At 65.6% G+C, this 6,536-nt stretch carries 9 protein-coding genes; 7 read left to right on the top strand and 2 right to left on the bottom strand.

Translation table 11 applies throughout. The features are described 5' to 3' along the window. Positions 1 to 496: class I SAM-dependent methyltransferase (locus AC2VOU_RS05825; RefSeq protein WP_486956514.1), on the top strand; the 496-nt coding region annotated here is incomplete at its 5' end. Here the strand turns inward: AC2VOU_RS05825 and AC2VOU_RS05820 are convergent. Together AC2VOU_RS05820 and AC2VOU_RS05815 are read right to left on the bottom strand one after the other, a co-directional pair. Continuing rightward, complete coding sequence (locus tag AC2VOU_RS05820) at positions 493 to 1,515, bottom strand: prenyltransferase (protein ID WP_486956513.1); 1,023 nt, start codon at positions 1,513 to 1,515, stop codon at positions 493 to 495. The two genes, AC2VOU_RS05825 and AC2VOU_RS05820, sit on opposite strands and share 4 nt — an antisense overlap. A gap of 18 nt (positions 1,516 to 1,533) precedes the next feature. Next, on the bottom strand, positions 1,534 to 2,235 hold the full coding sequence (locus tag AC2VOU_RS05815) for a TetR/AcrR family transcriptional regulator (protein WP_486956512.1): 702 nt from the start codon (positions 2,233 to 2,235) through the stop codon (positions 1,534 to 1,536). Between the two features lie 181 nt (positions 2,236 to 2,416). Here AC2VOU_RS05815 and AC2VOU_RS05810 point away from each other — a divergent pair, with 181 nt between their 5' ends. From AC2VOU_RS05810 to deoC, 6 genes are all read left to right on the top strand, one after another. After that, positions 2,417 to 3,808, top strand: a complete 1,392-nt coding sequence (locus tag AC2VOU_RS05810) for a DUF445 domain-containing protein (protein WP_486956516.1) — start codon at positions 2,417 to 2,419, stop codon at positions 3,806 to 3,808. Positions 3,809 to 3,914: 106 nt separating this feature from the next. Then, positions 3,915 to 4,307 (top strand): helix-turn-helix domain-containing protein, encoded by a 393-nt coding sequence (locus AC2VOU_RS05805; RefSeq protein WP_486956511.1) that lies wholly within the window; start codon positions 3,915 to 3,917, stop codon positions 4,305 to 4,307. A gap of 74 nt (positions 4,308 to 4,381) precedes the next feature. Then, complete coding sequence (locus AC2VOU_RS05800; protein ID WP_486956510.1) at positions 4,382 to 4,984, top strand: heparin-binding hemagglutinin; 603 nt, start codon at positions 4,382 to 4,384, stop codon at positions 4,982 to 4,984. A gap of 87 nt (positions 4,985 to 5,071) precedes the next feature. Then, the gene (locus AC2VOU_RS05795) at positions 5,072 to 5,293 is read left to right on the top strand and encodes a DUF2516 family protein (RefSeq protein WP_486956515.1); all 222 of its coding nucleotides are present in this window, start codon (positions 5,072 to 5,074) and stop codon (positions 5,291 to 5,293) included. A gap of 4 nt (positions 5,294 to 5,297) precedes the next feature. Beyond that, complete coding sequence (locus AC2VOU_RS05790; RefSeq protein ID WP_486956509.1) at positions 5,298 to 5,720, top strand: DUF2599 domain-containing protein; 423 nt, start codon at positions 5,298 to 5,300, stop codon at positions 5,718 to 5,720. Then, the gene (gene deoC / locus AC2VOU_RS05785) at positions 5,720 to 6,385 is read left to right on the top strand and encodes a deoxyribose-phosphate aldolase (protein ID WP_486956508.1); all 666 of its coding nucleotides are present in this window, start codon (positions 5,720 to 5,722) and stop codon (positions 6,383 to 6,385) included. Before AC2VOU_RS05790 ends, deoC begins: the two co-directional genes overlap by 1 nt. The last annotated feature ends 151 nt before the right edge of the window (positions 6,386 to 6,536 follow it).

The following is a 6,536-nucleotide window of genomic DNA, read 5'->3' as shown; positions in this document are numbered from 1 at the left end:
GGAGTTTGACGAGCCGGTCGACCGGATCGTCAGCATCGAAGCGTTCGAGGCGTTCCCGAAGTCGCGCTACAAGGCTTTCTTCGACACGTGCTACCGGGTCATGCCCGGCGACGGCCGAATGGTGCTGCAGACGATCATGGGTCACCCGCTCAAGCGTTGGCCGGAAATGGGCATCCCGATCACCATGTCCGACCTTCGGTTCATGAGGTTCATCGCGGCGGAGATCTTCCCCGGTGGCGCCGTTCCCTGCGACGAGGACGTCGTCGAATACTCCGCCAACGCCGGGTTTTCGGTGGAGCGGCTGCAGAAGATGACCCCGCACTACGTCCGCACCCTCGACACCTGGACGACGAAGCTGGAGGCCGCGCGCGAGGAGGCCGTCGCTGCGACCTCCGAGGAGGTCTACAACCGCTACCTGCGGTATCTGGTCGGGTGTTCGGACTTCTTCCAGCGCAACGTCTCTGAAGTCGGTCAATTCACTCTGGTGAAGAACTAACGACCCTCGAGGCCGGGCACCAGCGCGCCGATCGCCAGACCCGCCACCAACAGCGCGCCCGCCTGACGGACGTGCACCCAGGCCAGTGCGGCGTACCACAGCGGCCACACCGGGAAGTTGTCCGGCGGCTCGTCGGGCGGCGGGCGGCGGAAGTGCGGCCACACCTTGACCAGCCGGGGTAACGCCAGCACCACGAGCAGCGCCGGCCACGGCATGGCCTTGGCCGCTACCTCGGCGGCGACCAGCACGTAGAACCCGACCATCATCGCGAGGGTGATTGCGCGGGCCCGTCTTTCCCCGAAGAGCACGGGCAGCGTGTGGATGCCCAGCGGTTGGTCGTAGGGAATTTTATCGGTGTGCTTGCCCATCAACACGGTGGTGCAGAGCAGGCCATAGGGCAGCGACGCCAACAGCACCGGCCAACCGACATGACCGACCGCGGAGTAGTAGGTGCCGCAGATCATCATCGGGCCCCAGACCACGAATACGTCCGGCTCGCCGAGGCCTCGCTTCTTCAGCCGCAGCGGGGGTGCGGTGTAGGCGAGGCTGAGCACGAAACCGGACAGGGCGAACGCCACCACCGGCCAGCCGCGCGCCCAGGTCAGCACGGTCAGGATGACCAGGTCGGCGACGTTCACCAGCCCGATCGCGGTGAGCAACGTGCGACGGCTGACCAGGCCGGAGAGCACTGGATGCGGGGCGTACAGCGCCCGCGGATAGCTCGCGCTGTCGAGGCCGGTTTGGGTGTCGTACAGATCGTTCATCAGGTTGTTGGCAGTGTGCGCCAACAAAATGCCGACGATTGCCAGGGTCAGCCAGCGCCAATCCAATCCGGGTTGGCCGACTGCGAGCAGCGCGGCCACCAGCCCCGCGAACAACGTCATCGGTAACACCGCCGCCCGGGTGACGACCAGCCATCGGGTGATCGCGTCGATGGGCGCGTCCGGCGGGGGATTGGTGGTGCGCAGGGCGTAGGCCCAGGAGCTGAGGCGAGACCGCATCGTTGCGTTGCTGCTCATGACCGCAACCTAGTCGGGCTAGTCGGTCAGCGGCGGCACATTCGGCGACGGATGCGGCTGGTTGCGGAACTTCTCCAGTGAGCCACCCACTTCGACGATCCCGCACAGCGCGCTCCAGCTCAGCATCGTCAAGTAGTCGACCAGTTCGTCGGCGCTGATCCGCGGATCCAATAACCAGGAGTGAGTGGCCAACTGCACGCCGCCGACGATGTGGTAAGCCCATGGCTCGACGCCGCCGAGGTCCATGCCGGCCGCGCGCATCCGCCGGCGCAGCACCACCGCGAGCATGCGGGCGATGATCCGCTCGGAATCGGCGACGACCTTGTCTTTACCGACCGAGTTGTTGGCCATCACGAAGCGATACGGCTCGGGCTCGGAGGCCACCGTTTCGACGTAGACGTGAATGATTTCGCGGGTCAACTCGTAGCCGTCCAGGTTCGACGACAGCGCCTTGGCCATGTTGGGGATCAGCGTGCTCTGGGTGAAGCGCATCATCACCGCGGTGGTCAGATCATTCTTGTCGACGAAGTAACGGTAGAGCACGGTTTTGGAGACACCGATCTCACCGGCGATCTCGTCCATGCTGACGTACTGGCCACATCGCCGGATCGCCTCGAGCGTCCCGTCGATCAGCTCGTTGCGACGTTCCACTTTGTGCTGATGCCACCGGCGCTTCCGACCATCGGTTTTCGCCGTGGCTGCCAAGGCCTGCTTCGCCACTATGCCAGTTCCTATCCCATCGATCTGCTACATCGTAATTGTTATCTCTAAAGATTTCCTGTCTGGACCTCTCGCAATCACGAATAGTCGTGAAGTCGGTAACAGTTACCGCCCAAAAATAAGGGCACGTTGTCACCGAACAGCGACGTCGATCGGGAATGATGGTGGCGTGGCAGTCGGACTGAACGGGCGACCGGCTTCGGGGCCCAGGCACCGAGCCGATCCGCAGCGTCCCCAGCCGCCGCGCGGGGACTTGGCATCGTTGCCGGCGAGCGACTCGAGCAGAGTGGCCTCTTTCGCCGAGTCGTTTGCTGGAGCCGACCCGCGAGCCGACGCCGAGCGGCAGCGTGCACTGCGCCGGATGAAGGTTGTCGCGCTCGGCTTCCTGGTGGGTGCCACTGCGGTGTTTCTCGGCTGCCGGTGGGCGCAAGCCGACGGCATGACCGCAGCGTGGATCGGCTACGTGGGGGCCGCCGGCGAGGCCGGGATGGTCGGCGCACTCGCGGACTGGTTTGCGGTGACCGCGCTGTTCACCCACCCGCTGGGCATACCGATCCCGCACACCGCGATCATCAAGCGTAAGAAGGACCAACTCGGCGAGGGTCTGGGCACGTTCGTGCGGGAGAATTTCTTGTCGCCGGAGGTTGTCGGCACCAAGATTCGTGACGCACAGATCCCGAGCCGGTTGGGCAAATGGCTGTCGGAGCAGTCGCACGCCGAGCGGGTCGCCGCCGAATCGGCGACGGTCCTGCGAGTGTTGGTGGAATTGCTGCGCGACGAGGACGTCCAGCACGTGATCGACCGGATGATCGTGCGGCGCATCGCCGAACCACAGTGGGGGCCGCCAGTGGGGCGGATGCTGTCCACGTTGCTCGCCGAAAACCGCCAAGAAGCCTTGATCCAGTTGCTGGCCGACCGGGCGTTCCAGTGGTCGCTGAATGCCGGCGAGGTGATCCAACGTGTGATCGAGCGCGACTCACCGACGTGGTCGCCGCGATTCGTCGACCACCTCGTCGGTGATCGCATACATCGCGAGTTGATGGATTTCACCGACAAGGTTCGCCGCAATCCCGAACATGAGCTGCGCCGTTCGGCGACCAAGTTCTTGTTCGAGTTCGCCGACGACCTGCAGAACGACGACGCCACGATCGCGCGCGCCGAGGCAGTCAAAGAGCAGTTGATGTCACGTGATGAGGTCGCAGGCGCCGCCGGGACGGCGTGGAAAACGCTCAAGCGGTTGGTGCTCGAAGGCGTCGACGACCCGTCCAGTGCCTTGCGCACACGCATTGCTGGCGCGGTGATTCAGATCGGGGAATCGCTACGCGATGACGCGGAATTGCGCGAAAAGGTCGATAACTGGATCGTGCGCGGCGCCGAACATGTGGTCGCCCAATATGGGATCGAGATCACAGCGATCATCACCGACACCATCGAACGCTGGGATGCCGGGGAGGCCAGTCGGCGCATCGAATTGCATGTGGGCCGTGACCTGCAGTTTATCCGGATAAATGGAACCGTGGTGGGGTCGCTTGCCGGGCTGCTTATCTACGCGATAGCCCAGCTTGTGTTCTGAGGGTGCTAGCAAAAGTTCTTCGCCCCGCTAACGGTGCTTGCAAAAGTTAGCGCCTGTTAGCTAGCGTGAGCCCGTCCGTACCGACGAGCCGACGCGAGGAGTAACTGTGCCGCAAGATGAAAACCTTGCTGCAGTGGTCACCACCGCTGCGTCGGATATCGGCAGCTTCATCAAAGCGCAGCGCGAGGCGGCGCAGGTGTCGGTGCGGCAGTTGGCGGAAAAAGCCGGTGTCAGCAATCCGTATCTCAGCCAGATCGAGCGCGGATTGCGCAAACCTTCGGCCGGCGTGCTGAACCAGCTCGCCAAGGCATTGAGGGTCTCCGCCGAGGTGCTCTACGTCCAGGCCGGAATGCTCGAGCCGGGCCCGAAGAGCGAAGTCCGCGACGCGATCGTTGCCGACGCGAAGATCAGCGAAGGACAAAAGCAGGTCCTGCTGGACATGTACGCGTCCTTCGCGCAGCAAAACGCGGTTGCCCGGGAGGAGAACACCACTGCATAAACCCGGACGCCCGATTGCAAAGCCCTGAATTACACAACCCCCGACTCACGACAAGAATGACGAGAGGAATCACCATGGCGGATAACAACCCGTCGATCGACGACCTGAAGGCCCCGCTGCTTGCCGCGCTGGGCGCCGCCGACCTGGCCCTGGCCACGGTCAACGACCTGCTCATCGAGCTACGTGACCGCGCCGAGGAGACCCGCACTGACACCCGCAGCCGGGTCGAGGAGAGCCGTGCTCGACTGACGAAACTGCAGGAGGATCTGCCCGAGCAGTTGCGTGACCTGCGTGACAAGTTCACCGCCGACGAGCTGCGCATCGCCGCCGAGGGCTACGTGGAGGCCGCGACCTCGCGTTACAACGAGCTGGTCGAGCGCGGCGAAGCCGCCTTGGAGCGCCTGCGCAGCCAGTCCGGTCTGGACGACGTGTCGGAGCGTGCCGAGGGGTACGTCGACCAGGCGGTCGAGCTGACCCAGGAAGCGCTGGGCACCGTGGCTTCGCAGACCCGGGCGGTGGGCGAGCGCGCGGCCAAGCTGGTCGGCATCGAACTGCCCAAGAAGACCGACGCGGCTGCGAAGAAGGCCCAGAAGGCCGTGGGGAGCGCGGCCAAGAAGGCTCCGGCCAAGAAGGCTCCGGCCAAGAAGGCTCCGGCCAAGAAGGTCACCCAGAAGTAGTCGACGTTTCTGGCGGCACCCGCTTACGCTTAGCGGGTGGACTTGGTGAATATCGTCGTTTTTTACCTGAGAGTTGGCGTGCTGCTGATGACGCTTTACGCGTTTGTGCACGCGGCGATGCAGCGACCCGATGCCTACACGGCCGCCGACAAGCTGACCAAGCCGGTGTGGCTGGTGATTTTGGGTCTGGCTGTTCCGCTCGGTTGGCTTCTGCAGGTGATGGGAGCGGTGGCCGCGTCGTGCGCGGCTGGCGTCTACTGGGTCGACGTGCGGCCCAAACTCCTTGAGATCCAGGGTAAGTCGCGATAGCGCCATGCGATTCTGCATCCTCGCGGTGGCAGTGATCGGCGTGTTCGGCGTGGCTCCGGCGTCCGCCGATCCGGGTGCGGTGAGCGTCCGCCCCTACTCGCCGCCGTTCGTCGAGCACGTGCAGTGGGCGCATTGGAGCCAACTGTCCAGCCTTCGGGTGTATCCGACGACGTCGGGCCGCGCGGCCGCCAAACGACTCGGATCGCTGAGCCCGGAGGCCGGCGAAGCCTGGGCCGAGGTGCTCAGGTTGGCGCCGCAGGCCGATACTCCTGGTATGCGCGAACAATTCCGGTGCCATTGGGATTTTGCCGAGAATGTCCAGCCTGGCAAGGCCAGCTGGAACCTGGAGCCGTGGCGACCCGTCGTCGACGACGCGACGATGGTCACCACCGGCTGCAATCCCGGCGGCGGGCAGGAGTCGTTTTGATGGCATGGACACGCGATCAAGTCGCCGCCCTCGTCGATCACACCCTGCTCAAGCCCGAGGCCACCGCCGTGGAGGTTGCCGCGGTTGCGCAAGAGGCCGCGGCGCTGGGCGCCTACGCCGTCTGCGTCTCGCCGTCGATGGTGCCGCACGCGACCGTGGCCGGGCTTCCGATCGCCACGGTCGTGGGATTTCCGTCGGGCAAGCACATGCCCGAGATCAAGGCGGGGGAAGCGACGCTGGCCGTGACATTCGGCGCCAGCGAAGTCGACATGGTGATCGACGTCGGTGCCGCGGTCGCCGGCGACATCGACGCGGTGCGGTCGGAGATCGCCGCGGTGCGCGCGGCAGTACCCACCGCCGTGCTGAAGGTCATCGTCGAGTCGGCCGCGTTGCTGACTCTCGCCGATGAACAGACGCTGGTCGCCGTGTGCCGCGCCGCGCAGGACGCCGGCGCCGACTTCGTCAAGACCTCGACAGGTTTCCATCCTGCCGGCGGGGCGTCGGTGGCCGCCGTCGCGCTGATGGCCGATACCGTCGGCGGCCGGCTCGGAGTCAAAGCCAGCGGCGGCATTCGTACGGCAGCGGCTGCACTGGCGATGCTCGAGGCCGGCGCCACCCGGCTGGGGTTGTCCGGCACCCGCGCCGTGCTCGACGCGCTGGGCTGACGTGCCCGGCTCCTCCTCAGGCCGCGTGGCGGCCCGCATCGTCGCCGGGCGGGGCTGACTTGCCCGGCTCCTCCTCAGGCCGCGTGGCGGCCCGCATCGTCGCCGGGCGGGGCTGACTTGCCCGGCTCCTCCTCAGGCCGCGTGGCGGCCC

The organism is Mycobacterium sp. TH-M25, from assembly GCF_057473665.1.
Note: the sequence above shows the minus strand (reverse complement) of the source record. Positions and strands in the feature narration are given on the sequence as shown.

Bases quoted from the DNA above. Each gene is read 5' to 3' on its own strand.
- AC2VOU_RS05800 (WP_486956510.1), top strand. From the start codon at position 4,382: ATGGCGGATAACAACCCGTCGATCGACGACCTGAAGGCCCCGCTGCTT.
- AC2VOU_RS05795 (WP_486956515.1), top strand. From the start codon at position 5,072: ATGACGCTTTACGCGTTTGTGCACGCGGCGATGCAGCGACCCGATGCC.
- AC2VOU_RS05820 (WP_486956513.1), bottom strand. From the start codon at position 1,515: ATGAGCAGCAACGCAACGATGCGGTCTCGCCTCAGCTCCTGGGCCTAC.
- AC2VOU_RS05790 (WP_486956509.1), top strand. From the start codon at position 5,298: ATGCGATTCTGCATCCTCGCGGTGGCAGTGATCGGCGTGTTCGGCGTG.
- deoC (WP_486956508.1), top strand. From the start codon at position 5,720: ATGGCATGGACACGCGATCAAGTCGCCGCCCTCGTCGATCACACCCTG.